The following is a 20,007-nucleotide window of genomic DNA, read 5'->3' as shown; positions in this document are numbered from 1 at the left end:
ATCATCACATCCCCCCGGGAGCTTCAAGCACATTGTCGGAACAGCCTCACGCCGGCCAGCATCGCCCCCAAGGCCCCGATGCCGCCAACTTACCCCCGCAGCAACGCCCCAAACCCCATGCGGTGGTGCTTCGTAGGCCCATGCGTAACAATCGCCTCGCGGTGCACCGCCGCCGCGTAGCCGGCGTTTTTCTCCCAGGCATATGCCGAGTAACGAGCGGCGAGTTTCACCATCAGCGCGTCGCGCGTCTGCTTGGCGAAGATTGAGGCGGCAGCAATGGAAAGTGAAATCGCGTCGCCCCCCACCAGCGTTGTGCAGGGCAGGCCGCAGGCGGGGGCGCGGTTGCCATCCACCAGCACATGCGTGGGCGCCACCGGCAGCCGCGCGATGGCGCGGCGCATCGCCAGCATCGAGGCGTGCAGGATGTTCAGCGCATAAATCTCGCGCACCGAGGCCGCCCCCAGCGCCATCACCGCGCCACTCTCGCGCAGGGCCAGCAGCGCCCTCTCCCGCCGCGCGGCGGAAAGTTTCTTGGAATCGTCAATGAGACCGGCAATCTCCGCTGGCAGTTGCGCTGGCAAAATTACCGCCGCGGCCACCACCGGCCCGGCGAGCGGGCCGCGCCCCACCTCGTCCACCCCGGCCACCAAGCCGCCAATGCGCATCTCGTGCGAAAGATCAGGCATCCCGGAAACCGGCAAAAAAATCCTTCAGCAGCGCCGAACATTCGGTATCGCGCACCCCGCCGATCACCTCCGGCTTGTGGTGCGTGGTGGCGTGGGAGAACACGCGCGGCCCGTGCTCCACGGCGCCGGTCTTCGGATCATATGCCCCGAACACCACCTTCTTCACCCGGAAGGCGGCGATGGCGCCGGCGCACATGGCGCAGGGCTCCAGCGTTACGGTGAGGGTGCAATCGGCCAGATATTTTTGTCCCCGCGCGGCCCTGGCGGCGGTGAGTACCAGCATCTCAGCATGGGCGGCGGGGTCGCTCCCGGCCTCGGTCCGGTTGCCGGCCACGGCCAGCACCACGCCCTCGGCATCAGTCAGCACCGCGCCCACCGGCACCTCGCCCACTTCCGCCGCGCGCCGGGCTTCTTCCAGGGCTATGTCCATCGGGGTTTGCATCGGCAAACATTTGCCTTCGGCAGCGGCGCGGGTCTAGGTGCTGCTTATGAAAAAACGCCCATTGATTGGTCTGACCCTGGATGCCGAGCCTGCTGGCGGCTGGTCCAACTACCCCTGGTATGCGCTGCGGCAGAATTACACTGAGGCGGTGAACGCCCATGGCGGCCTCGCCGTGGCGCTGCCGCATGACGCCGCACTGGCGGAAGAGTACCTGGACCGGCTGGACGGGCTGATCGTGACCGGCGGGGCGTTCGACGTGGACCCGGCCCTGTACGGCGAGGCGGAGCGGCATGAGACTGTGGAGCTGAAGGCGGACCGCACCACGGCGGAGCTGGCCTTCCTGCAAGGCGCGCTGCGCCGGAACATGCCTGTGCTGGGCATTTGCGGCGGGCAGCAGCTTCTGGCCGTGGCGCTGGGCGGCACGCTGCACCAGCACATCCCGGATGCCATTCCGGACGCGCTGGAGCACGAGCAGAAGACCAGCCATTACGAGCCCGCGCACGAGGTGAAGATCCTGGCCGGGACGAAGCTTTTCGACATCGTCGGCCCGGTGATGAAGGCCAACACCTCGCACCACCAGGCGGTGCGCGCGCCCGGGCGCAGCGTGGTGAACGCGCTGGCGGAAGATGGCGTGATCGAGGGGATCGAGGACCCCACGCGGAAATTCTGCATCGGCGTGCAATGGCACCCGGAATATTTCGTCGATGCCGGGGATGCGGCGCTCTACCACGCGTTCATGGCGGCGTGCCATGACTGAGACCACCGAACGCGGCGAGCGCATTGCCAAATTCCTCTCCCGCGCCGGGGTGGCCAGCCGCCGCGATGCCGAGGCGATGATCGAGGCCGGGCGCGTGCGCCTGAACAACGCCCCCGTCACCCACCCTGCTGTATTCATCAAGCCGGGCGACATGGTGCTGGTGGACGGCAAGCCGGTGGCCGAGCCGGACCGCACCCGGCTCTGGCGCTACCACAAGCCCGATGGCCTCGTGACCACGCACAAAGACCCCGAAGGCCGGCCCACCGTGTTCGGCGCCCTGCCGCCCGGCATGCCGCGGGTGATCTCCATCGGCCGGCTGGACCTGACCTCCGAGGGGCTGCTGCTGCTCACCAACGATGGCGAACTGGCCCGCAAGCTGGAACTGCCCGCCACCGGCTGGCTGCGCCGCTACCGCGTGCGCGTGCATGGCGGCGTCTCGCCCGACAAGATCAAGCGCCTGGCCGATGGCATGGTGGTGGAGGGCGTGAAGTACGGCCCCATCGAGGCGCATATCGACAGCGTGCAGCGCTCCAACACCTGGCTCTCCATGAGCCTGCACGAGGGCAAGAACCGCGAGATCCGCCGTGTCATGGAGGCGCTGCAACTCCCCGTCACGCGGCTCATCCGCGTCGCCTACGGGCCGTTCCAACTCGGCACCCTGCCGCGCGGCGCCATCGAGGAAGTCAACGGCAAGGTGCTGCGCGAGCAGGTGCCGGGCCTGAGCAAATGACCACCCAACACCGTCATTGCGAGCCGGCACGGCCGGCGTGGCAATCCATCTTCCGGCACAAGCCTGGACAAGATGGATTGCTTCGCTGCGCTCGCAATGACGGGAGGGAACACGGGCAATGACCGGCCCGCGCATCATCGCGGGGGCGTTCAAGGGCCGGAAGCTCGCCGCCCCGCCGGGGCTGGAGACACGCCCCACCAATGCCCGCGCCCGGCAGGCGGTGTTCGACATTCTGGCCCACGCCCCATGGTGCGAGTTGCGCGGGGTGAAGGTGCTGGATGTGTTCGCCGGCACCGGGGCGTACGGGCTGGAAGCGCTCTCCCGCGGTGCGGCGAGCGCCGTGTTCTTTGAACAAGCCCCGGCGGCTTTGGCTGCGCTAAGGGCGAATATCGCCGCCTGCCGGGCAGAGGCGCGGGTTGTGGCCGGAGATGTGCTGGCCCCGCCGCAAGGCACACCGCATGACCTGGTGTTCCTCGACCCGCCCTACGGCAAGAATCTGGTGCCCAAGGCGGTGTCCGCCTTGCAGGCGCGCGGATGGATCGCGCCGGGCGCGGTCATCGTGGCCGAGCTGGGGCCCGATGACGCGCTGGACACGCCCGACCTGCTCGCCGAACGCGCGCATGGCAAGGCGCGGGTGAAGATCTGGCGGGTTTAAGCCACCGCCAGCGCCGTCTCGGCGATCTTCAGGAAATTGCCGAAAATCTTGTGCGCGGCGTCGTTCAGCGCGGCGTAATTTTCCTCCACCTCGGCCTGGACTTGCGGCAGGCTGCCCGGCCCGCGCACGCGCTCGAGCGCGGCCTCGTATTCCGGCATCGCGCCCCATTCCGCCGCGGTGGTGTGGGTGAGTTCCATGTGGAACTGCAAGCCATAGGCGGCATCGCCAAAGCGGAAAGCCTGGATGCCACACCCCTCCGAGCTGGCCAGCAGCGCAGCCCCCTCCGGCAGGCGCTTCACCTCGGCGCCGTGCCACTGGAAGCAGGTGCAAAGCGGCGGCACCCCGGCAAAAAGCGGGTCCGGCTGCACCGGCACCTGTGAGATCCCCACTTCCGGCGCTCCGTCCATCGGCCCCACATGCCCGCCGCAGGCCTGCGCCAGCAGCTGGTGGCCCAGGCACAGGCCGAGATAAGGCCGCCCGGCCTCCACCCAGCTGCGGATGACCGCCATTTCCTCAAGCAGCCAGGGGTGCTTGTCGGTCTCCCACACATCCATCGGCCCGCCCATCACCAGCAGGATGTCGTAGCCCTCCAGCGGCGGGATCGCCTCGCCCTCATCCAGCTCCACGGCGTGCATCTCATGCCCTTCGCGGGCCATCACATCGCGGAAGCTGCCCGGATGTTCCGAAACCACATGCTGAAACACCAGAATTTTCATGACTCTCCACTCCCCAGTGCTGCCCTATTCATTGCAGGGAATAAAAATTGCGTAAACCGTGCATTGCGCGAAGCTACGGCCTCTTAAGCAGGACTCGGCCAGAACGTGCTACAAGAAACGCATGCTGCCGCAGATCCGCCGCCTGGCTGAAACCACCGTCAACCGCATCGCCGCTGGCGAGGTGATCGAGCGCCCCGCCGCCGCGGTGAAGGAGCTGGTGGAAAACGCGCTGGATGCCGGGGCGCAGCGGATCGAAGTGATCCTCGCCGGGGGCGGGATCGAGCGGATCGAGATCATCGACGATGGCTGCGGCATCGCCCAGGAACAGCTGGCCCTGGCGATCGAGCGCCACGCCACCTCCAAACTGGCCGACGAGGCGCTGGTGCGCATCACCACCCTCGGCTTCCGGGGCGAGGCGCTGCCCTCCATCGGCGCCGCCGCCAAGCTCACCCTCATCAGCCGCACGGCGGGCCAGGATTCCGCCTACCGCATCAATGTCTCCGGCGGCGCCGTGAGCGAGGTGAGCCCCGCCCCGGGAGTGAAGGGCACGCGCGCCATCGTCGAGGATTTGTTCTACGCCACCCCCGCGCGGCGGAAATTCCTGCGCTCTCCCCGGGCCGAGGCCGAAGCCGCCGAGCGCACCGTGTGGCGGCTGGCGCTTGCGGCCCCGCATGTCGCCTTCCGGCTGGTCTCCGGCGAGCGCGTGCTGTTCGACCTGCCCGCCCAGACCGAAGGCGCGCGGGTGGCCGCTTTGTTCGGGCGCGAGACCGCCGCCGCACTGCTGCCGCTCGAAGCCGAGCGCGAGGATGTGCGGCTCACCGGGTTGATCGGCCCGGCCAGCCTCTCCCGCGCCACCATGGGGTTGCAGAGCTTCGTGGTGAATGGCCGCCCCGTGCAGGACCCGCTGCTGCGCTTAAGCCTGCGCCTCGCCTACCGGGACGTGATGCCCGCCGGGCGCCATGCCGTGGCGGCCTTGCGCCTCACTTTGCCCGACGAGGCGCTGGACGTGAACGTGCATCCGGCCAAGACGGAGCTGCGCTTCGCCGACCAGAACGGTGTGCGCAGCCTGGTCATCGGCGCCATCACCCGTACGCTGGAGCGCCCGGTCACGCTCGGGCTGGCCCCGGTGGCCGCCCCTGCCCCGCGCCTGCCTTTGAGCGCGCCGCCCCTGCCCTCCTACGCCGCCCGCGGCTTCGCCGAGGCCGAGCTGGCCCTGGTCGCGCCTCCTGCGGCCCGGCAGATCTTCACACCCCCGGCACCGGCCTCGGATCACCCGCTCGGCGCGCCGCTGGCGCAGATCCTGGACACCTACATCCTTGCCGCGGCGCCCGATGGCTCGCTGGTGATCGTGGACCAGCACGCCGCGCATGAGCGCCTGACGGAAGAGCGCCTGCGTGCCGAGTTCACCGAGGGACGGGTGGCAAGTCAGCCTCTGCTGGTGCCCGTGGTGGTGGATTTCCCGCCCATCGAGGCGGCGCGGCTGCTGGCGGAGGCGGAACCCCTGGCCCGGCTGGGGTTGGAGATCGAGGCCTTCGGTCCGGGGGCAATTCTCGTCCGCGCCGTACCTGCGGCGCTGAAGAACCCGGACGCCGCCGGGCTGCTGCGCGACTTGGCCGGGGAGTTCGCCGAGTCGGATGCGCCGCTAGCCCTGGAAGCCCGGCTGGACGCCGCACTTGCCCGCCTCGCCTGCCACCGCTCCATCCGCGCCGGGCGGCGCCTGGCACAAGAGGAAATGTCCGCCCTGCTGCGCGAGATGGAAGCAACGCCCCGCGCCGCCACATGCAGCCATGGCCGCCCGACCTTCCTGAAGCTCTCCCGCGTCGACCTGGAGACAATGTTCGGCCGGCGTGGCATTTAGCCGAGCTTGAAGTCCAGTGCCTCGGGCGGGAGTTCCACGCCGGGCAGGTTCTTCGGGTTCGGCTCTGGCGTGCCGACCTCGAACCGCACCGGGATCACCCCGGCCCAGACCGGGAAATCCGCATCCTGGTCATCATCGGGCTGGCCCGAGCGCAGCTTGGCCGAGGCCTCGGTGATCGGCATGGACAACACCGTCGCCAACCCCAACTCCTGCTCCGTCACTGGACGCAGCCGTTCCCATTGCCCGGCAATGGTCTTGTTGACGAAATGGCGCAGCTGCGCCTCCTTTTCCGCCGGGTCGGTGAGCTTCACCGGCCGGCCAAAGACCATCACCGAGCGATAGTTGATGCCGTAGTTAAAGGCGGAGCGCCCCATCACCAGCCCATCGTAAAGGCTCACCGTCACGCACACCTCCTGGGATTCGGCGGCCTCCAGCATCCGGCTCGCCGTCGAGCCGTGCCAGAAAATCTGCTCGCCATCGCGCCATTGCAGCGTCGGCGTCACGAACGGGCTGCCGTTGAACACGTAGCCGACATGGCAGAGCGGCATCGCATCCAGGATCGCATGCACGGTCTCGGGGGCGTAGGCGGCGTTTTGACTATAGCGTTTGACGCGTGTGCGCTCGCTCGGCGGGTTGGACATGCTGGCTCCTGTTGCTGGCGTGGCGCAGCAAACCACACAGGGGCCACACCCTTCAAGAAAACTGATTTATTGCCCACATGCACCGTTATGCAGCTTGCCCGGCCACGGCGGCCACGGCATGGTTTGGTAAAAAGAGGGGCAAGCCATGACCGAGACCGTGCATCAGCTGATCAACGCCTATTATGAGGCTTTCAACGCCGGCAATGTCGAAGCGATGGTGGCCTTGCTCACCGATGACGTGCAGCATGACATCAACCAGTCAGGAACCGAAATAGGCCGGGATGCCTTCGCCGCCTTCCTGCACGACATGAACCGCTGCTACCGCGAGCGGCTGACTGATATCGTGGTGCTGGCCGACCTCAGCGGTACCCGCGCCGCAGCAGAATACATGGTGCATGGCGAGTATCTGCAGGCGGGACACGGCATGCCGGAAGCACATGGGCAGAAATACGTGCTGCCCGGCGGCGCCTTCTTCGCCATCCGCGACGGCAAGATCGCCCGGGTGACCAATTACTACAACCTGCCGGACTGGCTGGCCCAGGTTGCCAAATAGCCTGCCTTTCGGAAGGCGGCAAAACCATCGCGCAATAAAAAAGGCCGGGGAAATCCCCGGCCTTTTCGTTTTGGCTGACTGCGAGATTAGAACAGCAGACCGGCTTCCAGGGTGCCGGTGAACTGGTTGCGGGCAGTACCAGAGCTGCCGTAGCCGTACTTGTTGTCCGCCGTGTCCTTGTTGTGCATCAGGTAGATGTAGCCAGCGTTGGCGCGGGCGAACAGATCCTTGTACTGCCAGGTCGGGGATACCGCGAAGCCGACCGCTTGCATGTTCGGGTTGAACGCCCAGGTCTGGGCGGAAAAAGAATTGCTGTTGACAGAAGTGGTTCCGTTTTCGGCAGAACTGTGGGAACCGAAATACTCGACGAAACCGCCCAGCGAGTACGGGGTGTTGGCGAAAGAGTAATCGCCAAACACCGCCGCGCCGATATTGGACGACGGCTTCAAGAGCCCAAGCTGCGCATCCTTCTTGGCGTACTGGTACTGCACTTCCGGCACCAGGTTCAGGTTGCCCATCGTGTAGCTGTAATAGGCGCCGACCATCTGCGAGTTCACAAATTGCGGGCCGTAGTTTTGGGTGGTGGTGTTGTTGAAGGAGAAGGTGTTGAGGCCGGTCCTGCCGCCGAGATTGCCGCCGTAAAAGACGTTCAGCACATTGTTCGAGTTGAAGTTATAGGTGACGAGCGCCTGCAGGAAGTTCCACACGCCGTTGTCGTAACCATCACCGAACTCAACCGTCGCGGTCAGCGGGCCTTCGGTCAAAGTCGCCTCGACGCCGCGGGCCTGGCTGTTCTCCACATAGTACATCAGAGTGCTGAACTGGGTCGGGTTGTTCCAGTCGAAACCGGACTCGTAACCTTCCAGCGAGTTCAGCTGGCCGGCCGAGACCGTCACCGGGGAGTTCGGCGGGGCGATGGTGATGTAGCCGGCATAGAGCGGGCCGGTGGTGAAAATGTTGGTTGACGTGTTGGAGATATGACCCTTGCTATCATAGGGCAGCGCGCCAAGCGACTCCGTCTGGGAGCTGCCGACCTCGATGGTGAACTGCACCACGCCGCTGGTCTTCTGCAGCTCGATTATGCTGTTGTTGACGTTAATGCCCGTGTTCAGATTTTGATACGGCGTGGTCGTGGTGGAGAGCTGCTGGTTGGTGACCACATAGCCGTAACCGTCCACGCCGCCGCTGAGCTCCAGCTGGCCGAGCGGGCCGCCGTCGATCGTGATGGGCTGCGGGCCGGTCATGGCGTGAGCAGCGTGAAGAGCCAGGAGAGAGGACGCGGCGGCGAAGCCGAGACCGAGAAATTGACGACGCATATTTATATGTCTCCTCTATGCGCATTTTGAGTGCGCCTGATAACAAGGAAACCCGGCCCATCACGTCCCATGACTGGAGAAGTCAAGACCGCGGCAAGCACAAAGGGTAACGATTACGTTTGTACCCAGCAAAAAGGCATTGGTTCTAGGCAAAAAGCGCAACCCTATAAATTTGCAGCATTTGTGTGGCGCAAATGACACAAAATTTTAAACGGCTCAGCCTTGACGGGGTGCGTTCACCGCCTGCGCGACAGACACGCCCAAAGCACAGGCAAGCACGCACAAAACGACCGATATGATGACGTAAAAAAGGGCACGGCCAGCCTGTCCATTGCGGGCCAGCTCGACCGTTTGCAGGCTGAAGGAGGAGAACGTGGTGAAGCCGCCGCACAATCCGACGGTGACGAAGACCCGCGCCTCGAATGGCAGCGGGAGTCGCCCCTGCTCGCCCGCGAGCATGCCGAAGCAGCTTATGATGAAAGAGCCGAGCACGTTAATGAGCAGCGTGCCCCAGGGAAACGAGGCCCCCAGGGCCACCACCAAGGCATTACCCAGCGCATAGCGGGCGACGCTGCCGATAGCGCCGCCCAGAGCCACCCAGAAATAGGCGGCTATGTCGTCCATATTACTTCATCTCGGCCAGCAGGCTGGGCTGGTTGTCGCGCGGCTCGTTGTTGTCGGTCAGCTCGATCGGGTAGTCGCCGGTGAAGCAGGCGTCGCAGAAGGCCGGCGCCGCGGGATCCCGCCCCGGCTTACCCAGCGCCCTGTACAGCCCGTCGATGGAGATGAAGGCGAGACTGTCCACGCCAATCAGCTTGGCCATCTCGTCCACGCTGTTGCGCGCGGCGAGCAGCTTGCTGCGTTCGGGGGTGTCGATGCCGTAGAAGCAGGAATGGGTGGTCGGGGGACCCGCGATGCGCATATGCACCTCGGCCGCGCCCGCTTGGCGCACCATCTCCACGATCTTCTGCGAGGTGGTGCCGCGCACGATTGAGTCATCCACCAGCACCACGCGCTTGCCCTCGAGCATTGCACGGTTGGCGGAATGCTTCAGCCGCACGCCGAGATGGCGGATCTGGTCGGTCGGCTCGATGAAGGTGCGGCCAACATAATGGTTGCGGATGATCCCCAGTTCGAAGGCGATCCCGCTTGCCTCGGCAAAGCCCATGGCGGCGGGCACGCCGGAATCGGGCACCGGCACGATCACATCCGCATCGGCCGGGGCCTCCTTGGCCAGTTGCGCGCCGATGAGCTTGCGCGCGGCATAGACGGACGTGCCCTCCATCACCGAATCCGGCCGGGCGAAATAGATGTATTCGAACACGCAGAAGCGCGGCGGCTTGGTGGTGAAGGGCTTGATGCTCTGCACCCCCTTGTCGTCGATCAGCACGATCTCGCCCGGTTCCACGTCGCGCACGAACTCGGCGCCGACGATATCGAGCGCGCAGGTCTCGGAGGCCAGCACCCAGCCGTCCTTGCCATCCGCGCCATTGGTGCGGCCCAGGATCAGCGGGCGCACGCCCAGCGGGTCGCGCACGCCGATCAGGTGCTCCTGCGTCAGCGCCACCAGCGAATACGCGCCGATGACCTGCTTCACCGCGTCGATCAACCGGTCAACCACGTTGGAATAAAGGGAGATGGCGATGAGATGGACGAACACCTCGGAGTCCATGGTGGACTGGAACAGGCAGCCGCGGCGCACCAGGGCCCGGCGCAGCGTGCTGGCGTTGGTCAGGTTGCCGTTATGGCCCACCGCCAGCCCGCCGAACTCGAACTCCGCGAAGAGCGGCTGCACGTTGCGCAGCACAGTCTCGCCCGAGGTGGCATAACGGTTATGGCCGATCGCGCGGGTGCCGGGCAGGCTCGCCATCACCTTGGCATCGCCAAAATTGTCGCCGACCAGGCCGAGGCCCTTGTGGGAATGGAAACGCACTCCGTCATGCGTCACGATCCCGGTTGCCTCCTGGCCGCGATGCTGCAGGGCGTGCAGGCCCAGCGCAGTAATCGCCGCCGCATCGGTCACATTCCAGGCGCCGAAAACGCCGCACTCTTCGTGCGGCTTGTCATCATCAATCATCGGGCCCAACCTCCAAGCTACGCGCGCGTCAAGTACTCGGGTGCCATGCCGATGTCGAGGCGGCCGCGCGCATAAGTGCCGCCTTCGAATTCAATATGTTTGTAACGCGCTGCCCGCCACGGGCTGCTGCATCAGCGTGCTCGCCGGCGGAGCGGGGCTGCCGGGCAGCGGGTCCACCTTCGGCTGGTAGGTATCGGGCAGCAGCGAGGTCAGCGCCTTGGCGCCCTGGTACGCCATGGGCAAGAAGCGCGCATTCACCACCGGGGCCGGCCATTGCGGCTCAGCCACGCCAACCGAGAGCGCGATATAGGCAACGCACACGACCAGCGCCCCGCGCACCGCGCCGAACACCAGCCCCAGGCTGTGGTCCAGCCCCGAAAGCGCCGAATCCCGCACCAGCCCGCCGATTAGCGCGCTGATCAGGCTGAGCACGATCAGCACGACCAGGAACACGACGGCCATGGCGCCGTAGATCACGAAATGCTTCATGCTCATGGGCAGGATGGAGGCGATCTCCGGCTGGGCCAGCGGGTAGAACTTCACCGCCGCGAAGGCCGCACCTATCCAGGCGCCCACGCCCAGTACCTCGCGCACAAAGCCACGTACCATCGAAATCGCCGCCGATAGCAGGATGACGAAAATCACGGCCGCATCGATCCAGGTCATCCACCCTCCTTGCTGCGCCCTGGTTTTACCCCGGCCGCGATGATACCAACAAGGTCGGTCAGGTGCCCGATTTCAACCAGGCCCAGCGATTTCGGCACGGAAATACGCGCCGTGCCACCGGCCACGCGCTTGGGGCTGGCGGCGCGGGCGAAGCCAAGCTTCGCCGCCTCCTTGAGCCGCAGCTCCGCCTGCGCCACTTGGCGCAGCTCACCCGAGAGACCAATTTCGCCGAAGAACACCATCTCCGGGTCGGCCGGCACGTCGGAAGCGGCGGAGATGAGCGCCGCCGCCACGGCCAGATCCGCCGCCGGCTCGTGCACCCGCAAGCCCCCGGCCACGTTGAGGTACACGTCGTTCATGGCGAGCTTCAGCCCGCAGCGCGTCTCCAGCACCGCGAGCAGCATGGAGAGCCGCCCGGAATCCCAGCCGATGACCGAGCGCCGCGGCGAGCCGCCGGGGTTGGGGGCCAGCAGCACCTGGATTTCCACCAGCACCGGGCGCGAGCCCTCCAGCCCCGCGAACACCGCGCTGCCAGAGACATTGCCCCGCCGCTCGGCCAGGAACAGCGCCGAGGGGTTGGCGACTTCGGCAAGCCCCCCGCCCGTCATCTCGAACACGCCGATTTCGTCCGTGGCGCCGAAACGGTTCTTGATCCCGCGCAGGATGCGGAACTGGTGGCCACGATCGCCCTCGAAATGCAGCACCACGTCCACCATGTGTTCCAGCACGCGCGGCCCGGCGATATTGCCCTCCTTGGTCACATGCCCGACGAGCATCAGCGCGAAACCCTGCGTTTTCGCGGCGCGGATCAGCTCAAAGGCCGCCGCGCGCACCTGCGTGACCGAGCCGGGGGCGGAGTCCACACCGTCGGTCCACATGGTCTGGATGGAGTCGATAACCACCAGCGCCGCGTTGGGGAATTGCGCCAGGCTGGCCAGGATATCCCCTAGCTGCGTGGCGGCGGCGAGATGCACGGGCGATTGCGTCAGCCCCAGCCGCCGCGCGCGCATGCGGATCTGGTCCACGGATTCTTCGCCCGAGATATACACCACCTCGCGCCCGGCCCGGCCCAGCGCCGCGCCCGCCTGCAACAGCAGGGTGGATTTGCCGATGCCCGGATCGCCACCGACCAGCACCACCGAGGCCGGAACCAGCCCGCCGCCGAGAACACGGTCGAACTCGGCGATGGTGGTAGGCACACGGGGCGGCGGCGGGGTGACGCCCTCCAGCCCCACGAACTCGCTCCTGCCGCCCTGGCGGGCGCTCTCCCTCATGCCGCCGGGCAGCGCCTTGGGTGCGATCTGCTCTTCAAGCGTGTTCCACTCGCCGCAGGCCTCGCAGCGCCCCGCCCATTTGGGGAAGACGCTACCGCAGGCCGAGCAGATGTAGGATTTAACGACCTTAGCCAAAATCAGCTTGGCTGCCAGCCATAGGTCTTGGCCAGAAAGGCTTGCAGACTCGTCTGGTCGTTGGGCTGCAGATTTAGCGCGGCCAGCCCGTTGGCCAGCACCTGGGCGGGCTGCAGGCTGATGGCGCTGGCATCCGCCGCGGCGGCAAGCCCCGGGGTGGCGCTGGCGGTCGCGGCCGCGGTACGCCACTGCGCCACGGCATTGGTGTCGGTGAGCCGCGGCAGAACCAGCAGGAAATCCAGCCGCGCGGCGGAAGCGGCGGCGGCATAGGCGGCATCGAGAAACGGCTCCGTGCCGGGGCCGAAGGCGAGGGCATCGGGCAGATCAGGGAAAAGCGGATCTGCCGTCACGCGGCCAGTGGCATCCAGCGCGCCGAGGCAGAAGGCCGGCACGGCGCCCGAGGCGGAAAGCGGCGCCAGATCCTCCGGCACCCCCTCGCCGCTGATGAACACGGCATCCACCTCGCCGGCGATGAAGGCGCGGGTTTTGGCGGCGGTGTCCCGCAGGCCGAATAGCGGGGCGGTGGCCACGCCGACGCGCGCCAGCGCCAGCAGCGCCGCGAGGTCGGCACTCTGCGGCGAATCCGCGCCCAGGCGCAGCGGCGCCATGGAGCGCAGGAGCTTGAGGTCGGGCGTCACGCCGGAAGTGGCGCGCAGCATCAGCACGCCGGAATTGCTGCCCGCGAGCAGCGGGGTCCAGCGCGTCGGGTCGAAATGCACGCGGCTGTCGCCGCAGAGAAACGCAATGAGCGCGGCACCCGGCAGGATCGCGGCGGTCTTGCCGTCGGGCACCACCAGCGCGTCCAGCTGATTGGCGCCGGTCACGCCGTCCAGCCCGCCAACCGCCATGGTGTTGATCGCGGGGCTGCCGGGGAAGCACCCGGCCATGGCGAGGGCGCAGGCATCGCCCCAGCGGCTGGTCTGCTGGCCATCCGGCCCGGCCACAAGCAATGTCAGCGGCGGGGCGGCGACGGTGACCGACACCGTATCAGCCCGCCCCGGGCGCGGCAGAAGCGCGGCCAAAGCCAATCCGCTGAACATTTCCCGGCGTTTCACCATGCCACCTTTCCGCGTTTCGCTTCAGTGGACATTAGGGGACCGCCCGGTTTCGTCAATTGTCGTACTGGACCAGCGCCTCGAACGGAACGTCGAGCTTCGCCCGGCCGCCCAGGAAGGTCAGTTCGATCAGCGACGCCGCGGCGACCACTTCGCCCCCCACCTTCTGCAGCAGCTTGATCCCCGCCGCCATGGTGCCGCCGGTGGCGAGCAGATCGTCCACCACCACCACGCGTGCGCCGGGCTCAACTGCGTCGGCCTGGATCTCGATCCGGTCCGTGCCGTATTCCAGCGCGTAGTCCAGCCCCACGGTGGCGCCGGGGAGCTTGCCCGGCTTGCGCAGCATGACGAAGCCACAGCCCAGCTTCAGCGCCAGCGGCGCGGCAAGCAGGAAGCCGCGGCTCTCCACGCCCGCCAGCACGGTCGGGTGGTAGGCGCGCACGGTGTTGGCCAGGCGGCCCATCGCCACCTGCCAGGCATCGGCGTGCCGGAGCAGGGTCGAGATGTCGTAGAAGAGGATCCCCGGCTTGGGGAAATCCGGAATACCGCGAATATGTTCTTTAAGGTCCATGATGGCGCTCCTATAACCCGTCCGGCCCGGGGGGCAAATCCTTCCCCCACGCGGCGGCGGCGGCTTCGTCCCCGGGCCGCGCCGCCACCCAGCGCGCCGTGCCGTCGGCGAACTCCTCGGCCTTCCAGAAGGGCGCGTCCGTCTTCAGCCGGTCGATCAGGTACGCGGTCGCGGCGAGCGCCTCGGCGCGATGGGCGCTGGCCGTGGCGACGAGCACGATATTCTGCCCCGGCAGCAGCCGCCCCACGCGGTGGATAATGGTGACGCCGGCAAGCCTCCAGCGCGCCTGCGCCGCATCCGCCAGCCGCGCCAGCGCCGCCTCGGTCATGCCCGGGTAATGCTCCAGCCGCAGCGCCGCGAGCTTCCGGCCATCGGCCTCGCCCCGCGCCACGCCAATGAAACTCGCAACCGCGCCCGCGCCGTCACCCGCCAGCGCGGCGAGCTCCGCGCCTGTGTCGAAATCCTCTTCCTGAACAGCAATGCGGCGCATCATCCGCCCGTCACCGGCGGAAAGAACGCCACCTCCGCCGCGCCCCCCAGCGTCGCGTCCAGATCCACGAACTCCCGGTCCACCGCGCAGCGGATCAGCGCCATATTCGCGAAAGCCGCCGCGTGCCCCGGCCCGCGCCCGGCGAGCCAAGCCGCCAAAGCGCGCGGCGTGTTCACCTCGGCTGGGGGAGAAAGCTCCTCCTGCCCTACCCCTGTTTTCTCACGCAGCCAGGCGAAGTACAGGACCCGCATCTACCTTGCATCACCCGGCACAGCGGGCACCGCCTGCGGCGCTCCGTTCACGGTCGGATAAAGCTGCCCGTCAGTGAGGTTGCCGGACGAGCTATTACCCTTCGGCTCCTCGCCGGGCGGATAAGGCGAGGGCAGAGACGGCGTGTAGCCCTCGCCAAGCGGCATGTTCGAGTATTTCTGCACCTGGCTCAGGGTTGGCATGGGCTGCACCGGGCCGGGCCAGACATCGCCGGGCTGCGGCAGCACCGGCGGCACATCCACATTGTGGCCAAGGGCGCGCTGCGCGGTCTCGCTGGTCTCGACCGGCGCGTTCGGGTTGCCGAAAGGCCACAGGGAATGGGCGGCGAAATTGCGTTCACTGGCGCACCCGGCGAGGACAAGCAGCAAACCTACGGCCAGGGACTTGCGCAAACTCATGACTCCTGAGGGGGTTATGCGGGACCTTTTAGCCGAATTGGCCTGACAGGGAAATCCGCGCGGCATCGGCACGGAGATCAGGCATCGGCGCTGACGCCGGCATGGCGCAGCCCGGCGGTCAGGTAGTCCCAGCCGGTGATCAGCGTGAGCGCGGCGGCGAGCCAGAGCAGCGTGCCGCCGATCCAGCCCATCGGCAGGAAGCCCAGGCCCATGACGCGCGCGCCGTCGCTGCCCAGCAGCAGCAGGCCGAGCGCCACCATCTGCACGCCGGTCTTCCATTTCGCCAGCTTCGTCACCGGCAGGCCGACACGGACCCCCGCCAGGTATTCGCGCAGGCCAGAGACCAGGATCTCGCGCAGCATGATGACGATGGCGGGGTAGAGGCCGTATTCCGGCAGCCGCCCGAAGCCGACCAGGGCCATCAGCGTCGCCCCGACCAGGAGCTTGTCCGCGATGGGGTCGAGCATGCGGCCCAGATCGGAGAGCTGCTGGCGCTCGCGGGCCAGATAGCCGTCGAGGTAATCGGTGATCCCGGCCAGGGTGAACACCAGCGCGGCGAGGAAATCGGGCAGCGGCGCGCGCAGCGCCGCCAGCAGCACCAGCAGCGGGATCGCGCCGATCCGGGACAAGGTCAGCACATTTGGCAGATCAGTCAGCATCGCCCCCACCCTAGACAGGTTTTCGCACCGGTGAAACCGCTAAAGCCCGCGCCAGCAACCGGCCCATATGCCACGTGAGCGCCAGCGTGGCCACGGCGCCGAGGACCAGCAGGGCGGTGTGCACCTCCCGCCCCGGCCCGGCCGGCAGGCGCGCGCCCCAGCCGCCCAGCGCACCGATGATCACGTAGCCCAGCAGCGCGGGCAGCGAGGCCAGCGTGCCCAAAGTGTAGTCGCGCAGGGAAACGCCGGAGAGCCCCAGCGCGTAGGACGTAAGGGAAAACGGCATCACCGGCGAGATGCGCAGCAGCGCCACCAGCCGCCAGCCATCGGCGGAGACGGCGCCGTCCAGCCGGGCGAGAAACCCGCCGCGCCGAAGCAACTCCCGCGCCCAGGGCCGCGCCACGCCGCGTGCCAGCGCGAAGGCAGCCACCGCCCCGGCCATGATCCCGGCGGCGCTCCAGGCGAACCCGGCGGCAATGCCGAAAATCGCCCCCGCGGCCACGCCAAGCAGCCCGCCCGGCACAAAGCCCGCGAGCGCGCACAGAAACACCGCAGCCGTGAACAGCAGTTCGCCCAGCGGCCCCAGCGACCGCAAGGCCTCCGCCCCCGCCACCGCCGCCCCGGCGATGCGCGGCCCGGCCAGTACGCTGATGACCAGCGATACGGCGGCGGCCAGCAGCAGCGCCAGCGCCTTACGCCGCATTGGCGAACAGCGGATCGCGGCGCCAGCCCCAGCGCGCCAGCCGGTACGCCAGGGCGGTGCGCAGCACGCCCAGCCATACACCACCGAGCGGCGGAAATTGATCGAGGACGCCTCGGCGAAATACCGCGTCGGGCAGGAGATCTCGCCGATCTCCGCGCCCTGCCAGGCGGCCAGCGCCAGCATCTCGTTATCGAACACGAAATCATCCGAGCAGCGTTCCAGCGGCAAGGCGCGCAGCAGTTCCGCCGACCAGGCGCGGTAGCCGGTGTGGTATTCGGAGAGTTTCAGCCCGAGCAGGATGTTCTCGGCGAAGGTGAGCCCCCGGTTGGCGATGTATTTGTACAGCGGCATGCCGCCCCGCAGCGCCCCGCGCCCCAGGATGCGCGACCCCAGCACCACGCTGTAATGCCCGGAGGCGATCATCGCCGCCATGGCCGCGACCAGCCTGGGGGAATACTGATAATCCGGGTGCAGCATCACCACGATATCGGCGCCGCGGGCCAGGGCCTCGGCGTAGCAGGTCTTCTGGTTGCCGCCGTAGCCGCGGTTCCTCTCATGCACCAGCGTATGCAGGCCGAGCTGGCGGGAGAGCGCCACGGTCTCATCCGAACTTCCGTCATCCGTCAGGATCACCTCGTCCACGAGATCACGCGGGATTTCCGCGACTGTGCGCTCCAGCGTGCGCGCCGCGTTATAGGCGGGCAGAATGACGATGACCTTCTGCCCCGCCAGCATGCGCCTTACGCAGCCCTCGTCAGCCGCTTGACGAACGCCGAAAGATGGTGCCGGCGCATCTCCGCCTTCGCCTTCGCGCTGGTGGTCATGTAGTTCATCTGCACCACGTAGCGCTGACCGATATACTGCTTATGCCCATGCCAGGTTGTCGGGCCGTTGGGGAAGACGAGCAGCGTGCCATCCACCGGCGGCACCTCGGCAGCGTAGTTCTCCAGGTCATCCGGCCCGCGCAGCAGGCGCAGGCAGCCTTCCTGCCGCGCCCAGGCCGCGCCGTCGCTGGGGTTGAGGTAAAGCAGGATGGTGACGCGCTTGGCCGAGGAATCGGTGTGGATCTGCCCGTCCTGTACGTCGGAATTGCCGCGCAGCGTGGTCATGGAGGGCGCGTTCTTCAAATCGAGCCCGAATTTCTCCGCCACGATCTCGCGGAACGTGCCGCTCTGCAGCCCGGCAATGGCGTCCTTGGCGGCGGGGCCGAGCTTCAGCGCCTCGATGGGAAAGCTGCCCCGCCCCTTCATCGGCGGCAGCGCCGCGAATACGGCCGGCAGCGCCTCGGGCTTCACGAAGCGCGGCAGAAGGATATGCGTGAACGGGTCGTTTGACACAGTCGCGGCGCGCAGCGCATCGAAATCCAGCACATCCATGGGTTGCATCCGTACAAAATTCCTGATTCGGCATCAATGCGCCGTTAAATTTTGCGCATCAACCCCGCGCGAGTGACAGTTTCCCCTTGTTGCTCCGCACAAGGGGTTGAAGTATCCGCCCGGCATGTCCAGCGCCTCCCCCACCGTGACCGGCGTGATTCCGGCCTATCGCGCCCGCATCGCCGCAGGCACGCTGGTCTACGATCAGGCGCAGGCCGCCGCCGCCGAGCATCTGCAGAATTTGTGGGCCAAGCTGCGCGGCTACGACCCGGCGCCGAAAACCGCCAGCAATAGCGGGTTCCTCGGCCGCCTCCTGCGCCGCAAGCCGGTGGAAGAGGTGCAGGACCGCCCGAACGGGCTGTATATCGTCGGTGAGGTCGGGCGCGGAAAATCCATGCTCATGGACCTGTTCTTCGAGGCGGCGGACGTGCCGCGCAAGAAGCGCATCCATTTCCATGAGTTCATGCAGCAGACGCACAAGCGCTTCCACGCCATCAAGCGCGCGCACCCCGAGATCTCCGACCCGATCCCGCCGCTTGCAGATGAGATCGCCGGCGAGGCGGCGCTGCTCTGCTTCGACGAGTTCCAGGTGCACGACATTGTGGACGCGATGATCCTGGGCCGGCTGTTCGAGGCGCTGTTCGCCCGCCATGTGGTGGTGGTGGCCACCTCCAACACGCTGCCCGACGACCTGTACAAGGGCAAGCCGGGGCGCGACGCCTTCCTGCCCTTCATCGCCCTGATCAAGCAGAAGCTCGACGTGCTGGTGCTGGACTCGGCCCAGGACTACCGCCGCGGCCGGCTGCACGGGCTGAATTCATGGTATGTGCCGGCGGATAGCCGGGCGGATGCCGCGCTGGGCAAGGTGTTCGCCACGCTCACCGAAGGCGACGTGGTGCGGCCGGCCACGCTGCTGATCCAGGGCCGCCAGCTCACCGTGCCGCTCTCCGCCGCCGGCACCGCGCGGTTCGACTTCAACGCCCTCTGCGGCGTGCCGCTGGGACCCGGCGACTACTTGGCCCTGGCAACGCATTATCACACCTTGTTGATCGACGGCGTCCCCCGCCTCTCGCCCGATAATTTCGACGAGGCCAGGCGTTTCGTTACCCTGGTGGACGCGCTCTATGAGCACCGGGTGAAGCTCTACGCCTCCGCCGCCGCCGATCCGGACGAGCTGTACCGCTCCGGCGAAGGTGCGACGATTTTCGAACGCACGGCCTCGCGCCTTGAGGAAATGCAAAGCGAAACCTATCTCGCCTTGCCACACCTGACATAAAACCTGACATAAAATGCATGTACGAAGACCTCGCCGCCCTCGCTATGCAGCAGAGTTCTTGCCGACCTTTTCGAATGGGAGTAGCACCCCCGGGGATGCCCCTCTAAACTCAAGAAACAGGCAGGCTGAACGTACATGAACATACATGAATATCAGGGCAAGGAACTGGCTAAGGCCTATGGCGTCGCGGTGCTCGATGGGCATGTCGCCTGGACGCCTGAAGAAGCGGTCGAAGCCGCGAAAAAGCTCCCTGGCCCCATCTACGTTGTGAAGTCCCAGATCCATGCCGGGGGCCGTGGCGCCGGTAAGTTCAAGGGCGATCCGAACGGCAAGGGGGGGGTGCGCCTGGCCAAGAGCCTCGACGAGGTGCGTGACGCCGCGGCGGCGATGATCGGCCATACGCTGATCACCCAGCAGACCGGCCCGGCTGGACGCCTGGTCCGCCGCGTGTATGTGGAAGCCGGCTGCGACATCAAGCGCGAGCTGTACCTTTCCCTGCTGATCGACCGCTCGGTTTCCGAGGTCGTGATCGTGGCCTCCACCGAGGGCGGCATGGAAGTCGAGGAAGTGGCGGCGCATAGCCCCGAGAAGATTCTGCGCGCGCCGGTTGACCCGGCCTCCGGCATTTCTCCCTTCCACGCCCGCAAGCTGGCCTTCGGCCTGGGCCTCGAAGGCAAGCAGATCGCAACCTTCGGCAAGTTCG

Annotated in this window: 24 protein-coding genes; 7 read left to right on the top strand and 17 right to left on the bottom strand. The window is 67.0% G+C overall.

Annotated features, from left to right (window positions below):
* Positions 1 to 89 precede the first annotated feature (89 nt).
* Together ACLPJJ_RS11505 and ACLPJJ_RS11500 are read right to left on the bottom strand one after the other, a co-directional pair.
* Complete coding sequence (locus ACLPJJ_RS11505) at positions 90 to 686, bottom strand: ribonuclease HII (protein WP_443591116.1); 597 nt, start codon at positions 684 to 686, stop codon at positions 90 to 92.
* The gene (locus tag ACLPJJ_RS11500; protein ID WP_443591132.1) at positions 679 to 1,128 is read right to left on the bottom strand and encodes a nucleoside deaminase; all 450 of its coding nucleotides are present in this window, start codon (positions 1,126 to 1,128) and stop codon (positions 679 to 681) included. The genes ACLPJJ_RS11505 and ACLPJJ_RS11500 overlap by 8 nt, the downstream gene beginning before the upstream one ends.
* A gap of 46 nt (positions 1,129 to 1,174) precedes the next feature.
* On the opposite strand from ACLPJJ_RS11500, the gene ACLPJJ_RS11495 reads away from it, so the two are divergent.
* The 3 genes from ACLPJJ_RS11495 to rsmD all read left to right on the top strand — a co-directional run bounded on the left by ACLPJJ_RS11495 (position 1,175) and on the right by rsmD (position 3,270).
* Positions 1,175 to 1,885: a gamma-glutamyl-gamma-aminobutyrate hydrolase family protein gene (locus ACLPJJ_RS11495; RefSeq protein WP_443591115.1), complete on the top strand. Its 711-nt coding sequence runs from the start codon at positions 1,175 to 1,177 to the stop codon at positions 1,883 to 1,885.
* Positions 1,878 to 2,615 carry a pseudouridine synthase gene (locus tag ACLPJJ_RS11490; RefSeq protein WP_443591114.1) on the top strand — a complete coding sequence of 246 codons (738 nt, stop codon included), beginning with the start codon at positions 1,878 to 1,880 and terminating at the stop codon, positions 2,613 to 2,615. The genes ACLPJJ_RS11495 and ACLPJJ_RS11490 overlap by 8 nt, the downstream gene beginning before the upstream one ends.
* 118 nt (positions 2,616 to 2,733) lie before the next feature.
* Complete coding sequence (rsmD, locus tag ACLPJJ_RS11485; RefSeq protein ID WP_443591113.1) at positions 2,734 to 3,270, top strand: 16S rRNA (guanine(966)-N(2))-methyltransferase RsmD; 537 nt, start codon at positions 2,734 to 2,736, stop codon at positions 3,268 to 3,270.
* On the opposite strand, the gene ACLPJJ_RS11480 is transcribed toward rsmD, so the two are convergent.
* Entirely contained in the window at positions 3,267 to 3,986 is a 720-nt protein-coding gene (locus ACLPJJ_RS11480; protein WP_443591112.1) for a type 1 glutamine amidotransferase, read from the bottom strand. The genes rsmD and ACLPJJ_RS11480 overlap by 4 nt on opposite strands.
* A gap of 121 nt (positions 3,987 to 4,107) precedes the next feature.
* Between ACLPJJ_RS11480 and mutL the strand changes: the two genes are divergently transcribed.
* Positions 4,108 to 5,844, top strand: coding sequence for a DNA mismatch repair endonuclease MutL (mutL, locus tag ACLPJJ_RS11475; RefSeq protein ID WP_443591111.1), 1,737 nt, complete (start codon positions 4,108 to 4,110; stop codon positions 5,842 to 5,844).
* Here mutL and ACLPJJ_RS11470 read toward each other — a convergent pair.
* Positions 5,841 to 6,485, bottom strand: a complete 645-nt coding sequence (locus tag ACLPJJ_RS11470; RefSeq protein WP_443591110.1) for a pyridoxamine 5'-phosphate oxidase family protein — start codon at positions 6,483 to 6,485, stop codon at positions 5,841 to 5,843. The two genes, mutL and ACLPJJ_RS11470, sit on opposite strands and share 4 nt — an antisense overlap.
* Positions 6,486 to 6,630: 145 nt before the next feature.
* On the opposite strand from ACLPJJ_RS11470, the gene ACLPJJ_RS11465 reads away from it, so the two are divergent.
* Positions 6,631 to 7,038 carry a ketosteroid isomerase-related protein gene (locus ACLPJJ_RS11465; RefSeq protein WP_443591109.1) on the top strand — a complete coding sequence of 136 codons (408 nt, stop codon included), beginning with the start codon at positions 6,631 to 6,633 and terminating at the stop codon, positions 7,036 to 7,038.
* 86 nt (positions 7,039 to 7,124) lie between these two features.
* Here ACLPJJ_RS11465 and ACLPJJ_RS11460 read toward each other — a convergent pair whose 3' ends face one another.
* The 13 genes from ACLPJJ_RS11460 to ACLPJJ_RS11400 all read right to left on the bottom strand — a co-directional run bounded on the left by ACLPJJ_RS11460 (position 7,125) and on the right by ACLPJJ_RS11400 (position 18,037).
* A complete protein-coding gene (locus tag ACLPJJ_RS11460) occupies positions 7,125 to 8,354 on the bottom strand; it encodes an outer membrane beta-barrel protein (protein ID WP_443591108.1) in 1,230 nt (409 codons plus the stop codon).
* Between the two features lie 216 nt (positions 8,355 to 8,570).
* Positions 8,571 to 8,978: a fluoride efflux transporter CrcB gene (crcB, locus tag ACLPJJ_RS11455; RefSeq protein WP_443591107.1), complete on the bottom strand. Its 408-nt coding sequence runs from the start codon at positions 8,976 to 8,978 to the stop codon at positions 8,571 to 8,573.
* Position 8,979: 1 nt separating this feature from the next.
* Positions 8,980 to 10,431: an amidophosphoribosyltransferase gene (gene purF / locus ACLPJJ_RS11450; protein ID WP_443591106.1), complete on the bottom strand. Its 1,452-nt coding sequence runs from the start codon at positions 10,429 to 10,431 to the stop codon at positions 8,980 to 8,982.
* A gap of 90 nt (positions 10,432 to 10,521) precedes the next feature.
* Positions 10,522 to 11,097 carry a CvpA family protein gene (locus tag ACLPJJ_RS11445; RefSeq protein WP_443591105.1) on the bottom strand — a complete coding sequence of 192 codons (576 nt, stop codon included), beginning with the start codon at positions 11,095 to 11,097 and terminating at the stop codon, positions 10,522 to 10,524.
* Positions 11,094 to 12,506, bottom strand: coding sequence for a DNA repair protein RadA (gene radA, locus ACLPJJ_RS11440; RefSeq protein WP_443591104.1), 1,413 nt, complete (start codon positions 12,504 to 12,506; stop codon positions 11,094 to 11,096). The genes ACLPJJ_RS11445 and radA overlap by 4 nt, the downstream gene beginning before the upstream one ends.
* Positions 12,507 to 12,508: 2 nt before the next feature.
* A complete protein-coding gene (locus ACLPJJ_RS11435; RefSeq protein ID WP_443591103.1) occupies positions 12,509 to 13,564 on the bottom strand; it encodes a hypothetical protein in 1,056 nt (351 codons plus the stop codon).
* A 52-nt stretch (positions 13,565 to 13,616) separates the two neighbouring features.
* Positions 13,617 to 14,132, bottom strand: a complete 516-nt coding sequence (locus ACLPJJ_RS11430; RefSeq protein ID WP_443591102.1) for an adenine phosphoribosyltransferase — start codon at positions 14,130 to 14,132, stop codon at positions 13,617 to 13,619.
* Between the two features lie 10 nt (positions 14,133 to 14,142).
* Positions 14,143 to 14,622, bottom strand: a complete 480-nt coding sequence (locus ACLPJJ_RS11425; RefSeq protein ID WP_443591131.1) for a molybdenum cofactor biosynthesis protein MoaE — start codon at positions 14,620 to 14,622, stop codon at positions 14,143 to 14,145.
* Complete coding sequence (gene moaD / locus ACLPJJ_RS11420) at positions 14,622 to 14,873, bottom strand: molybdopterin converting factor subunit 1 (protein WP_443591101.1); 252 nt, start codon at positions 14,871 to 14,873, stop codon at positions 14,622 to 14,624. The genes ACLPJJ_RS11425 and moaD overlap by 1 nt, the downstream gene beginning before the upstream one ends.
* Complete coding sequence (locus tag ACLPJJ_RS11415; RefSeq protein WP_443591100.1) at positions 14,874 to 15,290, bottom strand: hypothetical protein; 417 nt, start codon at positions 15,288 to 15,290, stop codon at positions 14,874 to 14,876.
* Between the two features lie 77 nt (positions 15,291 to 15,367).
* Complete coding sequence (gene pgsA, locus ACLPJJ_RS11410; RefSeq protein ID WP_443591099.1) at positions 15,368 to 15,949, bottom strand: CDP-diacylglycerol--glycerol-3-phosphate 3-phosphatidyltransferase; 582 nt, start codon at positions 15,947 to 15,949, stop codon at positions 15,368 to 15,370.
* Positions 15,950 to 15,959: 10 nt separating this feature from the next.
* Positions 15,960 to 17,387, bottom strand: a complete 1,428-nt coding sequence (locus ACLPJJ_RS11405; protein ID WP_443591098.1) for a glycosyltransferase — start codon at positions 17,385 to 17,387, stop codon at positions 15,960 to 15,962.
* 5 nt (positions 17,388 to 17,392) lie between these two features.
* Positions 17,393 to 18,037 carry a 2OG-Fe(II) oxygenase gene (locus tag ACLPJJ_RS11400; protein ID WP_443591097.1) on the bottom strand — a complete coding sequence of 215 codons (645 nt, stop codon included), beginning with the start codon at positions 18,035 to 18,037 and terminating at the stop codon, positions 17,393 to 17,395.
* 115 nt (positions 18,038 to 18,152) lie between these two features.
* Here ACLPJJ_RS11400 and zapE point away from each other — a divergent pair, with 115 nt between their 5' ends.
* Positions 18,153 to 19,304, top strand: coding sequence for a cell division protein ZapE (zapE, locus tag ACLPJJ_RS11395; RefSeq protein WP_443591096.1), 1,152 nt, complete (start codon positions 18,153 to 18,155; stop codon positions 19,302 to 19,304).
* Between the two features lie 135 nt (positions 19,305 to 19,439).
* Positions 19,440 to 20,007, top strand: a 568-nt coding sequence (locus tag ACLPJJ_RS11390; protein WP_443591095.1) for an ATP-grasp domain-containing protein, incomplete at its 3' end; no start/stop codon positions are given.

The sequence above is a fragment of the Acidocella sp. genome (genome assembly GCF_052326845.1).
Taxonomy (GTDB): Bacteria; Pseudomonadota; Alphaproteobacteria; order Acetobacterales; family Acetobacteraceae; genus Acidocella.
The sequence above is the reverse complement of the archived record's forward strand: the minus strand, read 5'-3'. Positions and strand labels throughout refer to the sequence as shown.